This is a genomic window from Carnobacteriaceae bacterium zg-C25 (assembly GCA_017945845.1).
Lineage (GTDB): Bacteria > Bacillota > Bacilli > Lactobacillales > Aerococcaceae > WM01.
In genome coordinates this window covers 1,369,507-1,392,597 of sequence record CP072828.1, presented here as the reverse complement: position 1 = coordinate 1,392,597, position 23,091 = coordinate 1,369,507, and the positions used below count along the sequence as shown (strand labels likewise).

The 23,091-nt window shown below is 37.6% G+C and carries 15 protein-coding genes; 13 read left to right on the top strand and 2 right to left on the bottom strand.

All coding sequences use genetic code 11. From position 1 onward, the window contains the following. The first annotated feature begins 4 nt into the window (after positions 1–4). The 7 genes from fdrA to rpoC all read left to right on the top strand — a co-directional run bounded on the left by fdrA (position 5) and on the right by rpoC (position 15,380). Entirely contained in the window at positions 5–3,007 is a 3,003-nt protein-coding gene (gene fdrA / locus J7S27_06545) for an acyl-CoA synthetase FdrA (GenBank protein QTU82923.1), read from the top strand. Then, the gene (locus J7S27_06540; GenBank protein QTU82922.1) at positions 3,000–3,848 is read left to right on the top strand and encodes a DUF2877 domain-containing protein; all 849 of its coding nucleotides are present in this window, start codon (positions 3,000–3,002) and stop codon (positions 3,846–3,848) included. Before fdrA ends, J7S27_06540 begins: the two co-directional genes overlap by 8 nt. After that, positions 3,838–5,073: an MFS transporter gene (locus J7S27_06535; GenBank protein ID QTU82921.1), complete on the top strand. Its 1,236-nt coding sequence runs from the start codon at positions 3,838–3,840 to the stop codon at positions 5,071–5,073. The genes J7S27_06540 and J7S27_06535 overlap by 11 nt, the downstream gene beginning before the upstream one ends. A gap of 30 nt (positions 5,074–5,103) precedes the next feature. After that, a complete protein-coding gene (locus J7S27_06530) occupies positions 5,104–6,300 on the top strand; it encodes a dicarboxylate/amino acid:cation symporter (protein QTU82920.1) in 1,197 nt (398 codons plus the stop codon). Between the two features lie 188 nt (positions 6,301–6,488). Further along, positions 6,489–7,427, top strand: coding sequence for a carbamate kinase (gene arcC, locus J7S27_06525; GenBank protein ID QTU82919.1), 939 nt, complete (start codon positions 6,489–6,491; stop codon positions 7,425–7,427). Positions 7,428–8,022: 595 nt separating this feature from the next. Beyond that, positions 8,023–11,640, top strand: a complete 3,618-nt coding sequence (gene rpoB, locus J7S27_06520) for a DNA-directed RNA polymerase subunit beta (GenBank protein ID QTU82918.1) — start codon at positions 8,023–8,025, stop codon at positions 11,638–11,640. Positions 11,641–11,732: 92 nt separating this feature from the next. Further along, a complete protein-coding gene (rpoC, locus tag J7S27_06515; GenBank protein QTU82917.1) occupies positions 11,733–15,380 on the top strand; it encodes a DNA-directed RNA polymerase subunit beta' in 3,648 nt (1,215 codons plus the stop codon). A gap of 319 nt (positions 15,381–15,699) precedes the next feature. On the opposite strand, the gene J7S27_06510 is transcribed toward rpoC, so the two are convergent. After that, entirely contained in the window at positions 15,700–15,981 is a 282-nt protein-coding gene (locus tag J7S27_06510) for a DUF1827 family protein (GenBank protein QTU82916.1), read from the bottom strand. Between the two features lie 130 nt (positions 15,982–16,111). Here J7S27_06510 and truA point away from each other — a divergent pair, with 130 nt between their 5' ends. The 3 genes from truA to J7S27_06495 all read left to right on the top strand — a co-directional run bounded on the left by truA (position 16,112) and on the right by J7S27_06495 (position 19,277). Then, entirely contained in the window at positions 16,112–16,909 is a 798-nt protein-coding gene (truA, locus tag J7S27_06505) for a tRNA pseudouridine(38-40) synthase TruA (GenBank protein ID QTU82915.1), read from the top strand. An 83-nt stretch (positions 16,910–16,992) separates the two neighbouring features. Next, complete coding sequence (locus J7S27_06500; GenBank protein QTU82914.1) at positions 16,993–17,766, top strand: hypothetical protein; 774 nt, start codon at positions 16,993–16,995, stop codon at positions 17,764–17,766. A gap of 179 nt (positions 17,767–17,945) precedes the next feature. Continuing rightward, on the top strand, positions 17,946–19,277 hold the full coding sequence (locus J7S27_06495; protein ID QTU82913.1) for a Cys-Gln thioester bond-forming surface protein: 1,332 nt from the start codon (positions 17,946–17,948) through the stop codon (positions 19,275–19,277). A 197-nt stretch (positions 19,278–19,474) separates the two neighbouring features. Here the strand turns inward: J7S27_06495 and J7S27_06490 are convergent, their stop codons facing one another. Beyond that, on the bottom strand, positions 19,475–20,389 hold the full coding sequence (locus tag J7S27_06490; GenBank protein ID QTU82912.1) for an aldo/keto reductase: 915 nt from the start codon (positions 20,387–20,389) through the stop codon (positions 19,475–19,477). A gap of 303 nt (positions 20,390–20,692) precedes the next feature. Between J7S27_06490 and J7S27_06485 the strand changes: the two genes are divergently transcribed. Genes J7S27_06485 through J7S27_06475 form a run of 3 tightly spaced genes read left to right on the top strand, consistent with a single transcriptional unit; the run spans position 20,693 to position 23,083 of the window. Next, on the top strand, positions 20,693–21,619 hold the full coding sequence (locus J7S27_06485) for a zinc ABC transporter substrate-binding protein (GenBank protein ID QTU82911.1): 927 nt from the start codon (positions 20,693–20,695) through the stop codon (positions 21,617–21,619). Further along, on the top strand, positions 21,612–22,295 hold the full coding sequence (locus J7S27_06480; protein QTU82910.1) for an ATP-binding cassette domain-containing protein: 684 nt from the start codon (positions 21,612–21,614) through the stop codon (positions 22,293–22,295). The genes J7S27_06485 and J7S27_06480 overlap by 8 nt, the downstream gene beginning before the upstream one ends. Next, positions 22,289–23,083, top strand: a complete 795-nt coding sequence (locus J7S27_06475) for a metal ABC transporter permease (GenBank protein ID QTU82909.1) — start codon at positions 22,289–22,291, stop codon at positions 23,081–23,083. The genes J7S27_06480 and J7S27_06475 overlap by 7 nt, the downstream gene beginning before the upstream one ends. The last annotated feature ends 8 nt before the right edge of the window (positions 23,084–23,091 follow it).

Here is a 23,091-nt window from a genome sequence, read left to right as displayed (position 1 = left end):
GTTTATGTTAGTAACTGAAATTATCAAAAATAATTATCAAGACTCGATCAACTTGATGTTATTAACTCAACAAGTTAATACAATGGACGGTGTGATCAAAAGTCAGATTATGATGGGTTCTGATGCTAATAAAGATATTTTAGAAAGCGGAGGATTACTTTCTGACGAAGCGAAAACAGCTACGCCAAATGACTTGGTTATCGTTATTGATACAGATAACCCTGAAATTAAGTCAGCTGTTTTAGAAGTGGTTGATGAATTTTTATCTGATTTATCAGTAAAAGAAAATGACTCAACAAGTTCTAAAGAAGTAACAAGTTTACAAGAAGCATTAGAACAAATGCCAGATGCTAATTTAGCGTTATTTAGTATTCCTGGTGAATATGGTGCGTCAGAAATGGAAAAAGCATTAAATAAAGGTTTAAATGTTTTCTCATTTACTGACAATGTACCGATTGAAGATGAAGTGCGCTTGAAAAAACTAGCACACGAAAAAGGGTTATTAATGATGGGTCCTGACTGTGGGACAGGTGTTATTTCTAGTGTGCCACTTGCTTTTACGAACGTTATTACACCAGGAAATATTGGTATTGTCGGTGCGTCCGGTACAGGTATTCAAGAAGTTGCAACAATTATTGACCGTTTAGGTTGTGGTGTTGTACACGCAATCGGAACAGGTGGACGTGACTTATCTGATAAAGTAGGTGCAATTACAGTTAAAGATGCGATTGTAGCATTAGAATATCACGATGAAACAGATGTGATTTGTGTTATTTCAAAACCTGCTGCAAAAGAAGTGCGTGATGAAGTTGTTGCGTTATTACAAAGTGTTTCAAAACCAGTTGTTGCTATTTTCTTGGGCGAAAAACCGGAACATCACGAAGGTAAAGTTTACTTAGCACATACTTTAGAAGAAACAGCACGTATTGCTGTTGATTTAGCAAAAGGAGTTGCTGTAAACAGCCGTTACCAACAACCGCTAGAAAACACTGTTAATGAAACGTTGGCAGACGATAAAGTTGTTATCGGTTTATATTCTGGTGGAACGTTAGCATCTGAAGCGGGTATGCTTATTTCTGAAGCACTTGATTTAGGCAAGCTTGTCAAATCTGAAGGTTATATATTACGTCATAACGGTTACGACGTAATGGATTTAGGTGATGATATTTATACACAAGGTCGTCCACACCCAATGATTGACCCAGAAGTACGTATAAATAAATTTAAAGAGTATGCGGCTAAAGCAAATACAGGGGTTATCTTATTTGACGTTGTATTAGGTTACGGTGCACATGATGATATGGCAGGTGCGTTATTGCCATCCATTAAAGATATCATTGCACAAAATCCTAACGTACACTTTATTGCTACTGTTGTCGGAACAAAACACGATCCACAAAATTACGAAACAACTATTCAACGCTTAAAAGAAGCAGGTGTTTTAGTAGAATCAAGTAATGAAAAAGCCGTACGTTTAGCATTGAAATTTAAAGGTGTTGACTATGAAGCAGACGCTAAAAGTGTTGTGTCTTATTCAGGTAAACAAGTAACACTAACACCACCATCACAAGCGGTTAAAGCGTTATTACATCAAAAACCTAAAGTAATTAATATTGGTCTAAAAAGCTTCAATGAACCAATCATTAAATACGAAGGGGAATCTGTTCAATACAACTGGAGACCAATTGCTGGTGGTAATAAAAAAATGATTAGCATTTTAAATTACTTAGAGCAATTTAGTGAAGAAATCGATGCAGAAAATGCAACAGTTGTTCAACGCATGAAAGAAGTACAGCCGTTCTTGGTAGATGTGGTGAAAGCTAAAACAGTTATTCCAGAGTTAAATGATCCACAACAAAAAACGTTACTACACGCTGGGCCACCAATCACTTGGGAAACAATGACTGGTCCAATGCAAGGGTCATGTTTAGGTGCTGCATTATTTGAAAAATGGGCAGAAACAGAAGAAGAAGCACGTGAATTGTTTGAAAGTGGTGCAGTTCGTTTCATCCCATGTCATCATGTGAATGCTGTTGGTCCAATGGGTGGGATCACGTCTGGAGATATGGCGGTTCTTGTTGTTGAAAATAAAGCGGATAAAACGCGGGCTTACTGTACAATGAATGAAGGTATTGGTAAGGTATTACGTTTCGGAGCATACTCTCCTGAAGTTGTAACACGATTAGAGTGGATGAGAGATATTCTTGGTCCAACAATTGCCAGTGCATTGAAAGTATATGGTGAGGGTATTAACTTAAACGTGTTAATAGCAAAAGCAATTACTATGGGTGATGAGTTCCACCAACGTAATATCGCAGCATCATTAAACTTTGTGAAAGAAATTGTTCCAGCAATTACACAATTAGATATTGATTCAAAAGTTAAATACGATGTTATTAAATTTTTGTCAGATACAGATCAATTTTTCTTAAATATCATGATGGCAACAGGAAAAGTTATCGTAGATGTAGCACGAAAAGATGCAAAAGGAACAGTTGTAACAACAATGACACGTAATGGTGTTGACTTTGGTGTACGTATTGCGGAAACAAATGATGCGTGGTACACAGCGCCGGTAAATACACCGCGTGGCTTATACTTCACTGGCTTTAGTGAGGAAGATGGAAACCCAGATATTGGTGATAGTGCTATTACAGAAACTGTAGGTGTTGGTGCGATGGCAATGATTGCCGCACCGGGTGTAACACGCTTTGTTGGTGCTGGTGGTTTCCAAGAAGCGATTGCGACTTCTCAAGAAATGGCACGTATTTGTGTGACACGTAATTCAAATTGGTCTATTCCAAACTGGAATTTTGAAGGTAGTGTATTAGGTATTGATATTCGAAAAGTTGTTGAAACAGGTATTACACCAATTATCAATACAGGTATCGCGCATAAACAACCTGGGCTAGGTCAAGTGGGTGCCGGAACAGTATTAGCTCCGTTAGGCTGTTTTGAAAAAGCGTTAGAAGCCTATGCAATTTCAAAAGGATATCCTGGTGAATAATCCATATTTTAAAATTTATCAAACAAGTGACTGGGTATTTCCGTATCATCGATACGGAAATACCGGAACAGTCCATAGTATCTTCGAAACATCACTAAATATTTGTGTTTCTAATCAACTACTACATATTTCTTCGAGTCAATATTTATCAAGTTACGGCATAGCCGTGTCAAAAGAAAATTTTAATACATTAAAAGCGAGTATACGCATAGGCGATATTGTAGTCTTGAAAGCGCATAAAATTGTAATTTATACCCGTCGAAATACATTTGTTTTAGATGGGGAAAATAGTGAAATTGTCTGTTTGTGTAGTCACGAGGTGTCTGTTAACCAATTGGAACGTAAAGAGCTGTTGCTGATGGTGAATCATGTTCTCAAAAGACAAACTATAGGTATTGAAAATAGCGACAGATTTGAAACGGTACAAAAAATTTTATGTACACCACCTATACAAAAACAGCAATTTGAAGATGTTTTGAATTTTTTAATTGGTCGTGGGATAGGTTTAACACCCAGTGGAGATGACATCCTATTAGGTTATCATTTTGGTATTTATATTTTAACGGGTGTCAATCAATTAACAGGCAATATGCACACACATTTTTTAAACACGACAATCATTAGTCGCTGTTATTTAGAAGCGATGGTAAATCACCGTGTTGCTTCGCCAGTTTTTGAATTAAACTGTGCGATTAAAGTAAAAGAAAAAGAAAAAATACAAAAGGCGTTGGATAGTGTTTCACAAATAGGACATACTTCGGGAGTTGATTTTTTATTCGGATTCGCTATGGCAATTACTTTTGTTATCAATAAATTTGGAGGAATACACGATGAAACATAAAGTTGAAAAAGTCAATCAAAGTTATTGGATTCGATTGGTCGTATTGTTTTTCCTAGGTTGGATTTTAATGTACGCCACACGAACCGTATTTAATCCCGTAATGGGTGAAGTTGGTAAACAATTCGGTTTATCTAAAACAGATTTAGGGTTAGCCAATAGTATATTTTTCTTAACGTACGCTTTTGCACAAATTCCATTTGGAATTTTGGGTGATAAATATGGGCGTAAATTAGTTATTACAGTAGGATTTTTCGGATTAGCGCTTACAACATTTTTAAGTGGGTTAGCTCAAACCTTTACAATGTTTTTATGGATTCGCGCATTAGCCGGTATCGCACAAGGTGCATACTACGGTCCGCAATATGCCATGTCTAGTGAAGCTATTCCAAAAAATAAAGTCACATTAGGTAATGCTTTAATCAATAGTGGTATGGCATTCGGTACATCTGGTGGATTTTTACTTTCTAGTTCGATTGTGTTAGAAGGTGGTGCGCATTGGAGTCAACCGTTTTACATGGTAGCTGTACCAACCGCGATTGTCGGTGTGCTATTTTACACTTTATTAAAAGAACGCGTTACATATAACGATGTGCCTGTAGTACCAGTTGAAGAAACAACTCAAGAAATACAAGAAAAAGTAACGTTAAAACAAATTTTTGGTAATAAAAATTTAGTAGCCGTATTTGTTGTTTGTTTTGTAAGTATTTATGCAAACTTTGTTATCTTAACATGGTTACCATCATTTTTAATTCAAGAACGTGGATTTAGTGGAAATAGTGTAGGATTTATCGCTTCTCTAGTGCCATGGGCATCTATTCCAGGTGCATTATTATTTGCCACAATGAAAGATAAAATTGGTAGCACGAAAAAAATGATGCTATTTTTAATGCCACTAGCATTATTATCCGTCTTCTTAATTGCAAATGTAACCGATCAAACATTATTAATTGCGGTATTAGTGTTATACGGATTGACTGGTAAATTGGCGTTAGACCCAATTTTGATTTCTTATGTAAATGCATATGCACCAAAAGGTAGTTTATCTACTACATTAAGTGCGTATAACTTTATCGGAATGTCTGGTTCAATTTTAGCGCCATACGTTACAGGATATTTAGCAGATAGTGTAGGTTCAATGCAAGTTGGTTTCTATCTAGCAGCCGTATTGTTAGGTATTGGATTAGTGTTCTTCATGGTTATTGCAAAAGATACTAAAAAAAGCTGAGATACTCTATAGAAAAGAAGGTGAGTAAAAATGAGCGATAAATACTTTATCAGAAAAATTCTTATAGCCATATTATGTGGTGTAATTATCGGAGTCATTTTTAAAGAATCCGCTTCTGTATTAGACGTTTTTGGAAAAACATTTTTAAGAGCAATGCAAATGGGTATTCCATTGTTGGTGTTAGGTCAAGTTGTACAAGCTTTAGGAACTCTAGATAGAAAAGATCTTTCTGCAATGGGAATTAAAACAATTGTCATTTTTGGATTGTCGTCACTCATTGCTGCTTACTGGGGTATTTTATTTGCGACAGTTCTTCAAGCTGGCGCAGGTATCACCGTACCACAAGTTAGTGATAGTACCATTCAAGCTCAAACCATCAATTTAACTGAAACAATAGTGTCCTTTATACCACAAAATATAATGGAGTCATTAGCCAACGGAACCATTATTCAAATTATTATATTTGCCATTTTTATGGGTATAGCGCTAAACATGTATGTATCCAAACAAAAAGATAATATTGTTTTGCCGTTGTTGATTGAATGTAACGACATTATTATGAATTTAATTGGTCTAGTCATGAAATTTGCGCCAATCGGTATATTTGCAATGATTGCCGTATCTGTTGGTCGACTAGGTGTAGATATTCTATTACCAATGATTAAATATTTACTTGTATTTGGTGTTGCAACCGTAACGTTTTTAGGTGCGTGGGTACTCGTTGTATCGCTATATTGTAAAAAATCAATTAAATCTATTGTTTTGGGTATGAAAACAATGTCGGTTGTAGCGTTAGCTACCACATCATCAGCGGTTACATTACCGATTGCTATGGAAGATACATACAATAAGTTAGGTGTTAGAAAACGTGTTGTTGACTTAGTTTTACCTATGGGTGTGTCCTTAAATAGTAACGGTTCAGCGATGCATATGGCAATAACCGTTGTGACAATTGGTCAATTATACGGTATACCATTTGATATTACAAAATTGTTGTATATCGGTATTTTAGCAACATTTATTTCGCTAGCAAATGCTGTTGTGCCTGGTGCGGGACTTGTATCTTTAGCGATTATTGTACCGCAATTAGGATTGCCGATAGAAAGCGTGGCATTGTTTGCTGGTGTTGAATGGTTTGTTGGTATGTTAAGAACGATTACAAATGTTAATTCAGATGTATTCTCAGCGGTTGTTGTAGACCGCATGACAGCTCGTGATGTGGCGTAATAAAATATCGCTCCAACAACTATAAAAAGTGATGGAATAAGAAAAAGTATCAATAACGTAGCTTGTTAATGATGAGCAAAATGCAAATAAGGGTGATCACCAGTTATAGTTTATCAATTCAAAATTCACTTCAGACGTGTAGACGTCATATACAAATGTGTGTTTACTTAATTTAAAGGAGATAAAAAATGACACAAAAAATATTAGTGGCATTAGGTGGAAATGCTATATTAACAGATGATCCAACAGCGAATGGTCAAATGGAGGCGTTAGAAAAAACCGCCAAACAACTCACAAGATTAGTAGAATCTGGGTATCAATTAATTATTAGTCATGGAAATGGTCCGCAAGTTGGTAATTTGTTGTTGCAACAAGCAGCGGCTCATTCGCCAAAAAATCCGGCATTGCCATTAGATACTTGCGTTGCGATGACACAAGGGAGTATCGGTTATTGGTTACAAAATCGAATGCAAGATATTTTAAATCAAAAAGGTATTGATAAAAAAGTAGCCACTGTTTTAACGCAAGTGGAAGTTTCAGCGGATGACCCAGCGTTTGTAAAATTGACAAAACCAATTGGTCCGTTTTTGACACAAGAAGATGCAGCTCGATTACATGAAGAAACAGGTGATCAATTCATTGAAGATTCTGGTCGTGGGTATCGTAAAGTTGTTGCTTCACCAAAACCGGTTAATATTGTTGAAAGTGATGTTATTCAATTATTAGTAGATAATGAAATTATTACCATTGCTTGCGGTGGTGGAGGTATTCCACTTGTTCGTAAAGATGGTCAATTAAAAGGTGTGGAAGCAGTTATTGATAAAGATTTTGCTTCTGCAAAATTAGCGGAAATATTACGTGTAGATAAATTAATTATTTTGACAGGTGTAGATAACGTATATGTTAACTTTAATCAACCTAATCAAGAAAAGTTAGAGAGAGTAACGATTAGTCAATTAGAACAATATATTGACGAAAAACAATTTGCTGAAGGGTCTATGCTACCAAAAGTTAAGGCGGCTATTGATTTTGTAACAAATTATCCCGAAGGAGAAGCGGTTATTACGTCGTTAGAAAATATTGAAAGTTATTTGAGTAACGGTACAGGAACGCGTGTTGTTCGCTAAAATAAATATAGATATATAATACACAAACCAATGTGGATAGCTAAAATATCCCGATGAAACACCCCTAAATGTAGGGGTGTTTTTTTAGGTTTTGTCCATAATTTGTGGTTATACACAAATGGCTTGGGGATAAAATTTGTTTTTGTGGATAAATCAGTTGTGAAACATCTTTAAAAAGTGTGATTTTATCGTGTGTAACAAAGTTATCCACAAAAAACGGTGGATAACATGGCGAATTTTGTGGATAATCCAAAAATTAACGCTAAATTTTGTGAAAAAACGGTGATTTATACTAAAAACAGTCTGAACATTTTATTTTAAAATAGGTGTGTGTTTCCAAATCAGAAAAAGAGCTGTAGTAGCAGTATTTTTTTGACATATACGCTAAAAACGTGTATAATATCAGAACGCAAAACGAATTATATTGTCTGAAATTAAGGGTTGAAATATTGTCCAATCGTTGATTTAAAAGGCTTTTTCAGCAAAAGAATAAGAGTGTTTCACGATTTTCTTTTGCCTTTTTTATGCCTACAAACAGATTTTGTAACGTATTTGTAATATTTGTAACAAAAAATATATATTTGAGGTGACAGTAGTGGCAGGACAAAATGTTCAATACGGTAAACATCGCATTCGTCGCAGCTATGCACGAATCAGCGAAGTGTTAGAGTTACCTAACTTAATTGAAATCCAAACGGATTCATACGAGTGGTTTTTACAAGAGGGGATTCGCGATGTGTTACGTGATATTTCACCGATCGAAGACCATGCCGGTAAATTACAGTTAGAATTTTTAGATTATCAATTTCAAGAACCTAAATATGATTTAGGTGAGTCACGTAATCGTGATGTAAACTATTCCGCACCAATGTATGTTAAATTACGTTTAATTAACAAAGAATCTGGTGAAGTGAAAGATCAAGAAGTATTTTTCGGTGAGTTTCCATTAATGACTGAAATGGGGACGTTCATTATTAACGGTGCTGAACGTGTTATTGTATCGCAATTAGTACGTTCACCGGGTGTTTACTACAACGATAAAATGGACAAAAACGGTAAACGCACATTTGGTACGACATTAATTCCTAACCGAGGAGCATGGTTAGAATTTGAATCGGACGCTAAAGACGTTGCGTATGCACGTATCGACCGTACACGTAAATTGCCAGCGTCAGCATTGGTTCGTGCGTTAGGTTTTGGTTCAGACGATCAAATTTTAGATATTTTTGGACCAGATGAACAATTGAAAAATACAATTGAAAAAGATGTGCATAAAAATCTGTCTGATACACGTGTTGAAGAAGCGTTAAAAGATATTTATGACCGTTTACGTCCGGGGGAACCTAAAACGGCTGATAGCTCACGTAACTTATTGTTTGCACGTTTCTTTGATGCAAAACGTTACGACTTAGCTCCGGTTGGTCGCTACAAAGTGAATAAAAAATTAGATTTGGCAAATCGTTTGCTTGGTTTAACGTTGGCTGAAAACTTGGTAGATGTTGAAACGGGTGAAGTTTTAGCAGTTTCAGGGACAGTTTTAGAAAAAGATGTTTTAGAAAACTTGGCACCACATTTTGCGAACGGATTAAATACAATTGTATTAGAACCAAGTGCAGATGCGGTTGTTACAGATCCAGTAACGTTACAAGTTGTAAAAGTTTATTCTCCAGTGGATGCGGATAAAGTGCTACATATTATTGGGAATGCAACGATTGCTGAAGATGTGAAAAGTCTAACGGCAGCAGATATTATGACGTCATTAAACTATTTCTTAAACTTGTCTTACGGTATTGGTGATATTGATGATATCGACCATTTAGGAAACAGACGTATTCGTTCAGTAGGTGAATTACTACAAAATCAAATGCGTGTTGGTTTAACACGTATGGAGCGTGTGGTACGTGAACGTATGTCAATTCAAGATGTTGAAACAGTTGTGCCACAAACGTTAATTAACGTTCGTCCTGTTGTTGCGGCGATTAAAGAATTTTTCGGTTCTTCACAGTTGTCACAATTCATGGACCAAACAAACCCATTGAGTGAGTTAGCACACAAACGTCGTTTATCAGCGTTAGGGCCTGGTGGTTTAACAAGGGACCGTGCGGGATACGAAGTGCGTGACGTTCATAATTCTCACTATGGTCGTATGTGTCCGATTGAAACGCCTGAAGGGCCAAACATTGGTTTGATTAACAGTTTATCGTCATATGCAAAAATTAATAAATATGGTTTTATTGAAACGCCGTATAGACGTGTTGATTCAAGTACGCATAAAGTTACAGACCGTATTGAATACTTAACAGCAGATGAAGAAGCGAACTTAGTGATTGCGCAAGCAAACTCACCATTAAATGAAGATGGTAGCTTTGTCAATCCGGTTGTTATGGCACGTTCATCACAAGGTAACTTAGAAGTATCCATTGAAAAAGTAGATTACATGGACGTTTCTCCAAAACAGGTTGTTGCCGTAGCGACAGCATGTATTCCATTCTTGGAAAACGACGACTCAAACCGTGCGTTAATGGGTGCGAACATGCAACGTCAAGCTGTTCCATTGATTAACCCTAAAGCACCATTTGTTGGAACGGGTATGGAATATAAAGCGGCACACGACTCAGGCGCAGCGTTAATCGCGAAACATGATGGTGTGGTTGAATATGTTGATGCAAACGAAATTCGTGTGCGTCGTGAAAACGGATCTTTAGATAAGTATGCCGTTACAAAATTTGCACGTTCTAATGCGGGGACAAGTAATAATCAACGTCCTTTAGTAAAAGTTGGTGATGCTGTTGAGAAAAGTGATATTCTTGCGGATGGTCCGTCAATGGAAAATGGCGAACTAGCACTTGGACAAAACGTATTAGTCGCTTTCATGACATGGGAAGGTTACAACTACGAGGATGCCGTAATCATGAGCGAGCGCTTGGTTAAAGATGATGTGTATACGTCAATTCATATTGAAGAGTATGAAATTGAAGCGCGTGATACAAAATTAGGACCAGAAGAAATTACACGTGAAATCCCTAACGTTGGGGAAGATATGTTACGTAATTTAGATGAATTTGGAATTATCCGAATCGGTGCGAAAGTTAAAGATGGTGACATTTTAGTTGGTAAAGTAACGCCTAAAGGTGTGACAGAATTATCAGCAGAAGAACGTTTATTACACGCTATCTTTGGTGAAAAAGCACGTGAAGTACGTGATACATCATTAAAAGTACCACATGGTGGTGGCGGTATTGTTCGTGATGTGAAAATTTTCCGTCGTGAAAACTCTGATGAATTATCACCGGGCGTGAACATGCTTGTTCGTGTGTACATTGTCCAAAAACGTAAAATTAATGAAGGGGATAAAATGGCGGGACGTCACGGGAATAAAGGTGTCGTTTCACGTATTATGCCTGAAGAAGATATGCCGTTCTTACCAGATGGTACACCAGTTGATATTATGTTAAATCCATTAGGGGTACCTTCACGTATGAATATCGGACAAGTGCTAGAGTTGCACTTAGGTATGGCTGCACGTGAATTAGGTATTTATGTCGCTACTCCTGTGTTTGATGGTGCATCTGATGAAGATGTATGGGGTACAATTAAAGAAGCGGGCTTAGCTAGTGACGCTAAAACGATTCTTTACGATGGTCGAACAGGTGAACCGTTCGATAACCGCGTATCTGTTGGTGTGATGTACATGATTAAGTTGGCCCACATGGTTGATGACAAGTTACACGCGCGTTCAACAGGACCTTACTCATTAGTAACACAACAACCGCTGGGTGGTAAAGCACAATTCGGTGGACAACGTTTTGGTGAGATGGAAGTTTGGGCACTTGAAGCTTACGGTGCAGCATACACGTTACAAGAAATTTTAACGTATAAATCAGACGATACAGTCGGTCGTGTGAAAACATATGAAGCGATTGTTAAAGGTCAACAAATTCCAAAACCTGGTGTTCCAGAAGCGTTCCGCGTATTAGTTAAAGAATTGCAATCACTTGGTCTTGATATGAAAGTATTAGATGAAAATGATGATGAAATTGAGTTACGTGATATGGACGATGAAGATGAACTTGTTAATAGAAGTCTTTTAGATGAATATGTAGATCGTCTAAAACAAGTGGACGAAGAACATCAAGTTGAAGAAGAATATATTGAAGTTGATGAATTTGGCTCGTTAGATGAAGATGAATTTAACGGTGATTTAGAAATGTAGTGCAAATAGGCTATTGACAATCAATAGCCTAGCACATAATTTTACGGGCTTTGGGCAGCTCAAATAAAAATAACCAAAAGGGAGGTAGCCCCTTGATAGATGTAAATAATTTTGATAGCATGCAGATTTCGTTAGCATCGCCTGATAAAATTCGCCAATGGTCATTTGGTGAGGTAACGAAACCAGAAACAATTAACTATCGTACGTTAAAACCAGAGCGTGACGGGTTATTCTGTGAAAAAATCTTTGGACCAACAAAAGATTGGGAATGTTCTTGTGGGAAATACAAACGCATTCGTTATAAAGGTGTAAAATGTGATCGTTGTGGTGTAGAAGTGACACGTGCGAAAGTGCGTCGTGAACGTTTAGGTCACATCGAATTAGCTGCTCCAGTAACGCATGTATGGTACTTTAAAGGTATTCCTAGCCGTATGGGTCTTGTATTAGATATGAGTCCACGTGCATTAGAAGAAGTCATTTATTTTGCGTCTTATGTTGTTGTGGATCCAGGAACGACAGATTTAGAAGCAAAACAATTATTAAGTGAACGTGAATATCGTGAACATAAATTAAAATATGGTAATCAATTTACGGCCATGATGGGTGCTGAAGCCATCCAACAATTGTTACGTCGTGTTGATTTAGAAACAGAAGTTGCTGAATTAAAAGAAGAATTAAAAACAGCACAAGGTCAAAAACGTACTCGTGCCATTCGTCGTTTAGATATTTTAGATGCGTTTCGCAATTCTAAAAACGACCCAAGTTGGATGGTAATGGATACCATTCCAGTTATTCCACCTGACTTACGTCCAATGGTACAGTTAGACGGTGGTCGTTTTGCGACAAGTGACTTAAACGATTTATACCGTCGTGTGATTAACCGTAATAACCGTTTGAAACGTTTATTAGAAATTAACGCGCCAACAATTATCGTTCAAAACGAAAAACGTATGTTACAAGAAGCGGTTGACGCCTTAATCGATAATGGTCGTCGTGGCCGTCCAGTTGTTGGAGCTGGAAACCGTCCATTGAAATCTCTATCACACATGTTGAAAGGGAAACAAGGACGTCTACGTCAAAACTTATTAGGTAAACGTGTTGACTACTCTGGTCGTTCAGTTATCGTTGTTGGACCTAACTTGAAAATGTACCAATGTGGTTTACCAAAAGAAATGGCGATTGAATTATTTAAACCGTTCGTCATGAAAGAATTGGTAGAGCGTGAATTGGCAGGAAACATTAAAAATGCAAAACGTAAAATTGATCGTCAAGATGACGATGTATGGAAAGTTTTAGCAGAAGTCATTCGTGAGCACCCAGTATTATTAAACCGCGCACCGACATTACACCGTTTAGGTATCCAAGCTTTTGAACCAACATTGGTTGAAGGTCGTGCTATTCGTCTGCACCCGCTAGTATGTGAGGCGTATAACGCCGACTTTGACGGGGACCAAATGGCCGTACACGTACCATTAGGTCAAGAGGCGCAAGCCGAAGCGCGTTTATTAATGCTAGCAGCGCAAAACATCCTTAACCCTAAAGATGGAAAACCAGTTGTTACACCGTCTCAAGATATGGTTTTAGGAAACTACTATTTAACAATGGAATCTGCAGGTCGTGTTGGTGAGGGAATGATTTTTGCCACAGTCGATGAGGTGAAAACAGCTTATCAAAACGGATATGTCCACTTACATACGCGTGTAGCTATTGCTCCAAATGCATTAGGTGACAAACCGTTTACAGATGCTCAAAAAGAGTGTTTATTAGTCACAACTGTAGGTAAAATTTTCTTCAACGAAATTATGCCTGTTGAGTTCCCATACTTAAATGAGCCAACACAAGAAAACTTGGAAGTGGCAACACCAGATAAGTATTTTGTGGAAAAAGGTGTTAACGTTGTTGAATTTATTCAAAATCAAGAGATTGTTAAACCGTTTAAGAAGAAAAATCTTGGAAACATTATTGCGGAAGTGTTCAAACGTTTCCACATTACACAAACATCTGAAATGTTAGATAAGATGAAAAACTTAGGTTACAGCTATTCTACACGTTCAGGTATTACAGTTGGTATTGCGGATATTACGAACTTGGAAGCGAAAAAAGACATTTTAGATGAAGCACATAAAAAAGTAGATAAAATTACGACACAATTCCGTCGTGGTTTAATTACAGATGATGAGCGTTATCAAAATGTTATTGCTACATGGAATGCTGCAAAAGATGACATTCAAGTGGCGTTAATGAAATCGTTAGATGAACGTAACCCTATTTTCATGATGAGTGATTCAGGTGCACGTGGTAACATTTCCAACTTTACTCAGTTAGCGGGTATGCGTGGTTTGATGGCAGCTCCTAACGGACGTATTATGGAGTTACCGATTACATCTAACTTCCGTGAAGGATTATCCGTTTTAGAGATGTTTATTTCAACACACGGTGCGCGTAAAGGGATGACCGACACGGCCTTGAAAACAGCCGATTCAGGTTACTTAACACGTCGTTTAGTAGACGTTGCACAAGATGTCATCATTCGTGAAACAGATTGTGGAACAGATCGTGGTTTAACGATTCGTGCGATTAAAGAAGGCAATGAAGTTATTGAAAGTTTAGAAGAACGTTTAATCGGACGTTATGCAAAACGCTCAATTATTCATCCAGAAACAAAAGAAGTGATTGTACCTGCTGAAGCGTTAATTACAGAAGACGATGCACGTCGTGCAGTTGAGGCGGGCGTTGAAGAAGCAACAATCCGTTCCGTATTTACATGTAATACACGTCATGGTGTATGTAAACATTGTTATGGTCGCAACTTAGCAACAGGTAGCGAAGTAGAAGTTGGTGAGGCAGTTGGTATTATTGCTGCACAATCTATCGGTGAGCCTGGTACACAGTTAACGATGCGTACGTTCCATACGGGTGGGGTTGCCGGAGACGATATCACTCAAGGTTTACCACGTATCCAAGAAATTTTTGAAGCGCGTAATCCTAAAGGTCGTGCAGTCATTACAGAAGTTTCTGGACAAGTTGTTGATGTTGTTGAAAATGCAAGTGACCGCAGTAAAGATGTGACGATTCAAGGAACAACAGATACACGTACATACAACGTACCATACACATCTCGATTAAAAGTTGAGAAAGGTGATGACGTTCGTCGTGGAGATGCGTTGACAGAAGGGTCAATTGATCCAAAAGAATTGTTACGTGTACGTGATGTGTTGTCAGTGGAAACTTACTTATTACGTGAAGTTCAAAAAGTATACCGTATGCAAGGTGTTGAAATCGGCGATAAACACGTCGAAGTAATGGTACGTCAAATGTTACGTAAAGTGCGCGTTATGGATCCGGGGGCAACAGAAATTTTACCGGGTACATTAATGGATATTGCAGACTTTACAGAACGTAACTTATCAACGTTAATGCAAGGCGATACACCAGCAACGGCACGTCCAGTGTTATTAGGTATTACGAAAGCATCGTTAGAAACAAACAGTTTCTTATCTGCTGCATCATTCCAAGAAACAACACGCGTGTTGACGGATGCTGCAATTCGTGGCAAACGCGATCGTTTATTAGGTCTAAAAGAAAATGTTATTATCGGTAAAATTATTCCTGCTGGTACAGGGATGTTACGTTACCGTAAAATGCAACCAGAAGTGATGAACAATAAGACTGAAGGTGTTTACAGCATTGCTGACATTGATTACGAAGTAACAAACGAAGCAGATTTAACATTAGATTAAGCCAAATTAAAAAGTAAAAGCCCCGTTTATTCGGGGCTTTTTGTGTGGCATATTCACAAATAAAAGGTGTTCTATACTATTTGGTTCTATGTCAAATGGTGTTGGTGATCAAAAATTAAGCGACTTTATTAACCGATAACGAGGAATGTTAGGTTTTATAATATCTGGTGTTGGTGAAAAAGTGGCTATATCATTTTTAAGGTTGATGGCATAAGCTTTCAACTCTAATGACATGTAAACAAAATTTCTCAAATTAAAAGTTTTATGTCAAATAGGGGTGACGGCGCATGCCGTCACCCCCGCTAGTATAGTTGTAAACTTATTTGTCTAATGAAATTTCAATAAAATAATCGCAATGAATCACTTCAATTTTAGGGTCATTACATGTCGTTTTGAATAAATGTTGTACCACAAAATCGATTTCTGTATCACGCACCGCCCGCTTTTTATTTAAGACAATTAAATTGTCGTGTGTTCGAGCTTGTGTATAAATCACAGTTGTATTACCTAATGAATACGTTTCAACTAAATGAGCATCCGTATTTTCCAGTTGCTCTTTAATCAGTTCCGAGTTTGAGTTTGTGGTGTTGACTAGTCGCATAATAACCCTTCTTTCTAAAAGTGTGTTGTTATGACTATTATATACTAAAATTCATTTTTTTGTGAATAAATACACTTGAAAAAGTAAAATGTTCTTAGTATGATGATAACAATAGAAAGGTAGGACAAAAATGCAAAGATTTAAAGTAACCATAGCGTATGATGGTAGTGCGTATGTTGGGTTTCAACGACAAATCAATGGGAATACCGTACAAGAGGAAATCGAAAAAGCACTACGTAAAGCGTCAAAAGGTAACGCGATTTCTGTTGTAGCATCTGGTCGTACCGATTCGGGGGTGCATGCTAAAGGGCAAGTGATTCATTTTGATTATCCAGCAAAAATGCCCTGTGATGCGATGCAACGCGCATTAAATAGTTTACTGCCCGAAGATATACGTGTCGTAGCGGTAGAACACGTGAGTCAATTGTTTCACGCTCGATACCACACAAGTGGGAAACGATACGAGTATCGTGTGAGCGTTTCTAAAGTACAAAATCCGTTTAAAGCGAAATACACGTTGCATCATGCGTATCGCTTGGATATTGAGCGTATGCAATGTGCGCTCAACGATGTGTTGGGCACACATGATTTTACAAGTTTTTGTTCGACTAAAACGGATAAAGAAAATTTAGTGCGTACGGTAACGCGTGCTAGTATACACGAAGATAAAGATAACGAAGAAATTATTTTTACGTTTGAAGGCGATGGCTTTTTATACAATATGGTACGTATTTTAGTTGGAACATCTTTACAAATCGGAAATGGCTTGAAAGATGTTACTGAAATGAAGCGACTGCTTGATGTGCGTGACCGAAATGAAGCGGGACCAACCGCCCCACCACATGCGTTGTATTTAATGCAAGTCAACTATAAACCTGAAAATCAATGGTTTCAGACGTATGAAGAAAATAAAAAAACGCCGAACTAAAACGGCGTTTTAATCAGACTGTTGACAAATAAACTATCAACAGTTCGTATGGGTATTGGCAACAATAGATAAAGGAGACGATCATGTCAGAAAATAAGCGTAAAAAAGTGATTGTTGGAGTAATGATCACGACCATATTGGCTTGTGGCGCTACTTTAGTGCTACTCAATCAACCAAGTAAGACAATCGCTAAAAATGAATTGGTAACGACAAATAAAGTCGAAAACAAAAGTGAGAGTGCGATTAAAGCGATAGAAAGCCAACTATTGATTGAGCCGACAGCGGAAACAAATGTACAAGAGTTAGAGAAAAAATTAGCCGAGATAACAGATGCGGGTGTAAAGGCAAAACTAACGGAAAAAGTAAATGCCTATAAAGAGAAAGTTGTCGCAAAGGTAGACGAAAAGAAAAAAGCAGAATCAGCCAATACACCAAAGGTAAATGAAGCGTCAGCAAATACACCAGTGGCAACACCGCAGGTAAATGAATCGTCAGCGACTACACAAAATGTAAACGAATCGAACGGGAGTACACCACAGGTAAATACACCACAACCACGAGTGGAAGAACCAGCGGTAGTGAAAGACGAGCAACCCGCACCACCGAAACCACAACCTGCACAAACAACACAAGCGACAACGCAAGCACCTGTTACAACGACACAAAAACCTGCACCAAAGCCAGCACCGAAAAAAATTATTATAGGTAGTATTGGTAATAGTGGGAGAATGTTTGATACGGAACAAGAGGCTTGGGATTGGGGTATGGCAGAAATAGCAAAGAATCCAAATAGATTTGTTGTATCCCCTATTATTTATGATGATGGCACGACTAAATATACAGTTCATTTTGGTTAAAGGGTAATTACGTTTAAAGCAATATAGATATTGTGAATTGATAGGACTATCTTTTTAGGTAGTCTTTTTATTATGGAAAGGGGAATAGAAAAATGGAACTGACAACAATAAGACCGAGAGATAGGAATTTTTTCTTTTGGTTAGGAAAAAATAAAAATAAAAAGAAACTGAGGTATGAAATGAAAATATTCAAATGGTTAGCCACTCTTTTTACGGGGATGGCTATTTTATTAGGCGTAACAACACCAGTTCACGCCGTTAATGGAACGTTGACACTAAACCCATCATCAGAAAGTGGGACGATGCGTTTTAGTGGTCCGTCTGGAAATACGTGGGAACAGTATATGGTATTACGTGTAAATGGTGAAGCAGTATTTTGTTTAGAGCCAGCCGTAGAAGCGATTGCGGGTGCGTATGTAGGTAGGGAATTTAATGCTAACGAGTATATTAATGCAAATGTACAAATTAATACGGAAACCCGAACAAAGTTATCTCTTATAACGTATTACGGATATAAAGTAAATCCGACCGATAAGAATTATAGTTATACACAAGCGTTAGTCTGGGAAACAACAGGTGCGCGTGCCACAAGTTTTTCAGGGACGTTATCAATGGGAGAATACCAATCATGGAAAGCGAATGTATTGAATAAAGTAAATAATTATAAATCGGTATCTTCATTTCACGGACAATCGCATACGATAAAAGTAGGAGAAAGTATCACGTTAACTGATACTTATAACGTTATTCAAAATCTGTTTGTGCCAGCCGAAAACGGTGGTTATAGATTTGTGCGTAACGGCAGTCAACTAACCATTACGGCAACACCGAACGCGGCAGATGGGCGATTCACGTTTACACAGCACCGAGATAGTGTTATTCATGGAACGTCTATTGTTTATCGTAAGGCAGGCAGTCAAACAGTTGGTTCATTTAAGTTAGGCGACCCACAAGGAACATTTGTAAACTTAACGGCAATTAAAAACGGCATTATCCGAATCCATAAAACATCGGAGTTAGACGGTCAGTCGATTGAAGGTGTAGAATTTGCGATTGTGAATAAAGCGACAGGGCGAGAATTATCACGACAAAAGACGGATAAGAGTGGTGTGATTATATTTAGAGATTTACCAGCGAATGTCGATTATCTTGTAAAAGAAACAAAAGTAGCGAATGGTTATCTCAATAAACGAGTATCAAAAGAACATCGTTTACAACCGGGACAAGAATTTACCATGACGTTTACAAACGAGCCAACAACGGCAATAACGTCACAAGCAACCGCAGAACAAGGTGGTAAAGAAGTATATGCTCATGAGAACCAAATTGAAAAAGTCAACCTTGATAGATTAATCAAAGGAAGAGATTATAAAGTTGTATCGACACAATATGATAAAGCAACAGGTAAGGCATTAAGTCACCAAGAAAAAACGTTTAGAGCAGTGGATAGAAAACACACCTTATCCTTTACTTATAAAGCACCAATTGAATTTGCAGGTACGTTGGTGTAGGATAACTTTGCGCAATATAAGAGTAGCCAGCGCACATGACATTTCATTAGTTTATATTGCGCAAAGCACGAAAAAAGGTTATCTTCTTTGCTAAAGATAGCCTTTTTTTACGATAGAGCGCATTTATATTGGTATGAATCAATTGCTTATATCATTTTTAGGGTTGACGGCGTAAGCTGTCAACCCTATTTGGTGTCTTATGGCAAGACGTTGCCTGCGCTGGTGTAAATGTCATACCATTCTTGGCGTGTTAAGTGAACGTCTGTTGCTTTTGCGATATTGGCAATGCGTTCAGCATTCATTGATCCGACAACGGCTTGTATTTTTGCAGGGTGTCTTAAAATCCATGCGATAACAATTGCTTCAACGCTGATGTTGTAAAGTGCTGCGTATTTTTGTAATGTATCGTTTAAATTTTTATAATCTGGATGATTGAAAAACGTTCCTTTTTGCAAAGTGATTTGGAAAGGAGACCAGGCTTGAATCGTCACGTTGTTCATTTGGCAATATTCCATAACACCGGCATGGCGATCGCTTGCTTTATCTGTCCACATGTTTACGTTTAATCCACTATCGATTAGCGGTGTATGTGCCGGAGAAAATTGTAATTGGTTGACAACTAACGGTTCTTTCCAAAAGTGTTGTAAATATTCCATTTGGTATCTGTTTTGGTTGCTGACACCAAAATAACGCACTTTACCAGAAGATTTTAAAGTGTCAAATGCTTCAGCGACTTCTTGAGCGTCCATTAATGCGTCTGGGCGATGTAACGCCAAAATATCTAAATAATCAGTACCTAAACGTTTTAAAATCGTGTCAACAGAGTGTAAAATATGCTCTTTTGAAAAGTCAAAGTATCCTTTTTGAATACCACATTTACTTTGTAAAATGATATTTTGACGGTCGACACCCAACTGGGAAAGTGCGGTGTTAAATCGTTTTTCCGACTCTCCCGCTCCGTAAATATCTGCATGGTCAAAAAAATTAATGCCATTTTCTAGTGCGCTGTCCACTGCTTTTGTGGCTTGTGTATCGTCTAATCTCGCCATACGCATACAGCCAAGCGCAATGCGTGAACCTTGTAGCGAGGTGTTACCAATTGTTTGTAACATATCGACTGCTCCTTCTAACTTAATGCGTTTAGTATATCACAAAAAAGACGATAAAAAATAGGTGTGAGGGTGCCCACGTTTTAAGAAATGTAAAATAACGGCGTTGAAAAATGCAACACTTTATATAGTAGGTTTTGAAATGAACGCGTAAAAAATAAAACACAACGGATAATTTACCCAATGTTTTACAAAAACAACAATTTAATCTGTTCTTCAAAACGAAAACTTTACGTTTTGTGTTTACAAATAGCGTCTCTAGCGTTACAATGAGGAATGGTTACGATTTATAAAGGGAGGATATTCATGAAAAAATGGCTACGCATGATCATGTCTTTTTTATTTGTGGGTGTATTGTTTGGTTGTTCTGCAGCAACTACCACATCACAAAAGACAGAATCTACAAATGGTAAAAAAACAGTCTATACAACGTTTTATCCGGTATATGATTTAACGAAGCGCATTGTTGGAGACAAAATGAATGTGTCGTTAATCATTGAAGGTAATCAAGAGGCGCATGATTTTGAGTTGCAACCGTCACAAATGGCGAAAATTCAAAGTGCGGATTTAGTCGTTTATAACGGCGCCAATATGGAAACGTTTATTGATGATTTAAAAGAAAAAGTGAAAGATGAATCGAAATTTTTAGATTTATCACAAGGTTTAACGTTGCTTTCTAGTGGCGATGGCGTGACGAATGATAAAGTGTCGGTTAATCCGCATACGTGGTTAAGTGTTAAAAACGCAATGACACAATTACGCACCATTTATGAAAAAGCTGTTGCACTTGACGTGGACAATAAAGCGTATTATGAAGCAAATTTAAAAACGGCATTAGAGCAATTTAAAGCGTTGGACGAAATGTTTGAAAAAGAATTGGCGCATGTGCCAGTGGATAAACGCTATTTTGTTGTATCGCATGCAGCGTTTAATTATTTAGCGTACGATTATCAGTTAAAACAAGTGGCAGTGACGGGGATTTCACCAGATGAGGAACCGAGTGCACAACAGTTAAAAACAATTGCCGATTTTGTCAAACAACATGGTATTACAACAATTTTCTTTGAAGGAAAAGCGACACCAAAAGTGGCTGAAACGTTGGCAAAAAATACAAATACGAAAACCTCAACTTTATATACGATGGAAAGTCTATCTAAAGAAGAGATGGATAAAGGGTATTTAGAATTGATGCGTCACAATTTAAAAGCATTGGTGGAATCGTTCAATGAGTAGTAGTGCCATTTGTTTAGAAAATGTGACATTTGCCTATGATGACAAAGTGCTTTTTGATGATGTGAGTATTGCCATACCAAATCATTCATTTACGGCAATCATTGGCGATAATGGTGTGGGTAAAACAACTTTATTGAATGTGATGCTTGGTGAGTTACCGATACAAAGTGGGCAAGTTACCATTGGTGGACAACCGTGTCAAAAGGCGATTAAAGAACAACAAGTTGCCTATATTTCGCAACAAAGTTTACAAGCCTACCAACAATTTCCAACATCGATTGAAGAAGTGTTAGAGGTACATTTAGCCTATTTAAACAAGCAATCTAAAAAGATGGATTATTTACAGATGGTTAATTTACTAGGGCATCAGCACAAAAAATTAAGTGAATTATCTGGTGGACAATTACAACGTCTAGGTATTTTATTAGCCTTAGTACAAGACGCTCCGATTTTATTGTTAGATGAACCGACGAATAACATTGATGTCCATTTCGCAACAGAGTTATACGCTTTATTGGAACGGTTGGTTAAACAAGGTAAAACAATCGTCATGGTCACACACCATATTCATCACGCCTTGCCGTATGTTGATTATGTTTTGGAAGTGTCCAGTGGCATGTGCGCGATATGTGATCGTGAGCATTATCATGTACATGGGAGAGTGTGTGAATGTTAGAAATTTTTGAATATGAGTTTATGCAACGTGCGTTTATTGTTGGTACGCTTATCGGTATCATTTTACCGTGCATTGGGTTGCCGATGTTACTCAAACGTTTAGCGATGATTGGAGATTCTTTATCGCACGCCTCGTTAGCCGGGGTGACGATTGGGCTAAGTTTTGGCATTAATCCAATGGTGTCCGCCATTGTAGCGTGTGTGTTCGCCGGATTTAGCATTGAAGCCATTCGCTATCGGTTAAAAGCGTATCAAGAAGTGTCCACTGTTATCATTTTAGCGCTCGGTGTCGGGGTTGCCGGTCTGTTTTCCGGTTTTTCGGGCAACGGGAACGCGATTAGTTCCTATTTGTTCGGCTCGATTATTACGATAAATGACGGTGAATTTTTAGTGATTGTAGCAACAGCTTTAGGGGTGTTGTTAGTGTACTATGCATGGTTTAAGCAAATCTTTTTAGTTGTCTTCAATCCAATGTCAGCGCGTTTATTAGGTATCAATGTAAAGGTAGTGAACTTTGTCATTACCATCTTATCGGCAGTTGCCATTGCATTGTCGGCTAAAGCGATTGGTTCGTTGATTGTGTCGTCTTTATTGGTGATACCGGTTATGACGGCAATGCAGTACACTAAAACCTACAAAAAAACATTAATCTTATCGATTGTCATATCGTTAGTGTGCATTTATGCGGGGTTACTCGTGTCATATTATTTAAATTTAAAATCTGGGTCAGTTATTGTCGTCTTGGCAGTAATTGGGTTAATGGTTTCGTTATTAATGAAAAAGAAATAGGAGAAAAC